The organism is Parasutterella excrementihominis YIT 11859, from assembly GCF_000205025.1.
Lineage (GTDB): Bacteria > Pseudomonadota > Gammaproteobacteria > Burkholderiales > Burkholderiaceae_F > Parasutterella > Parasutterella excrementihominis.
On the sequence record NZ_GL883733.1, the window covers coordinates 1 to 1,751 of the forward strand.

Consider the following 1,751-nt stretch of genomic DNA (forward strand, 5'->3'; position numbering starts at 1 on the left):
AAAAAAATCCTTTTATTTCAGTGGAGTAAAAGGATTTTTTATGTTATACTAGATTACCTAACCGGATAATCTATTTTAATTATGAAAACGCCCCAGCTTCCTCCGCTCATCATTAAAAAGAGCCCTTCGGCTTTCTACGTTTACACCTACAAGAACAAATGGGACCCGGAGAAAAAGAGAAGTTACCGCGCCAGCTTCAAGAAAGTCGGCTCTGTCACCTCAGGCGAGAAAGAGGGAAGAATCCGATGGGATGACCATTTTTTAGCTGAGCGCCCGGAATTGAGGGACTTTATCTGTGAACGCAAAGGTAAAGATTATGTCTTTACTCCCATGAACGAAGGCGGCTTTACGCTTTCTCAGGCAATGGAAGTCAAACAACTGCACGCGGGAGCTACTTGGGCACTGGATCAGCTCGTTGTTCAATCTCCCATTGGAGAAGCTCTCAAAACAGCCTTTCCTCAGCGCCGGGACTATCTAAAAGTTTTATCGATTGCGTACTTCATAATCCTTAACCAAGACAACAATATTTCCAAATATCCGACCTTTGCCGAGGCAACTCGCCTGCCGTGGGGAGCGCCTTTGCATCCATCTTCAATAGGCAGGATTTTTAGGAAAATCAAAAAGCAACAGATAGAAAAGTACTTCTCAGCTCTACAGGAAGGCTTAATAGAACAGAAGAGAGAGGTTGGAGATGATGACAAGCTGACATTGGCTTTAGACTCGACTTCCATTTCCAGCTACGCTAATAAACTGCCAAACGTAGAAAGAGGCAGGAATAAAGACGAGGACAACCTTCCTCAAATTAATCTGCTGATGTTGGTTGAGTCCAAAAGCGGGCTGCCCATCTTCTATCGAACCTACGATGGAAACGTTCCGGATGTACAAACTGTCAGACGAGTTATCGCTGATAACTCCCGACTAGGCATCCAAAATGTCGTCCTTGTGTCTGACCGCGGCTACAGCGGCACAAAAAATATCAATGACTGCCTGAGAAATAAAGTCGGGTTCCTGCTCAATATGAAATGCGGGATCTCCGGCAGTCTTACTCAAGAACTCATTGATGAAGAAAGGCTCAATCTGCAGGACTTAAACCGGAGGGATTGGTATACCCAGGTCTTCCAGGTGACAAAGAAAATCAATTGGATTTACGAGCCTAGTCCTGTAAAAAATCAGAAATCCACAAAAAAGACGCAGGAGAGCGAGGAGCTTTACTGGCACATCTACTTCGATCGACAAATTGCTGAGAACGCCAGACAAGGGCTGTTCGAGAGAATCGATCGCGTCCGGGAAAAGTTAGCCAACGGAAAGGCGCTCGATGAAAACGAACAAACTTTATTAGAAGAAGTGTTTGAAAAACATGAGCAAGACGATGCCGTCAGCTACAGCATCGACAATAAAAAAGTGGATCAAAAGCTCCGCTACAAAGGCTACCGGGTGCTCGTGAGCGACGAAATATCCGATGCCGGAAAAGCTTGGTGCGCTTACCAGGAACGCTGGATCGTTGAAGATACATTTAAAACGCTCAAATCCCGATTGGGCTGCTCTCGAAATCGAGTCTCGGATAACGAGTCATTAACAGGTAAAACGTTTGTGCAGTTCTTAGCGACCTCTATTGCAATGATCGTCAGAACGAGACTGAGAAAATACAGTGAGGAGTGCAAAAAGAACACCGCCTTGCCGATGGTTTATGACGGAGACTGCAGAGTTCTGGACTCCTTGAACAATGTGATGCAGACCAAATTCTGCGGAGG

Annotated in this window: 1 protein-coding gene; it reads left to right on the plus strand. The window is 45.3% G+C overall.

Annotation, left to right across the window (positions count from 1 at the left end; genetic code table 11):
• Positions 1–81: 81 nt before the first annotated feature.
• Positions 82–1,751: IS1634 family transposase (locus HMPREF9439_RS13120; RefSeq protein WP_008864568.1), on the plus strand; the 1,670-nt coding region annotated here is incomplete at its 3' end.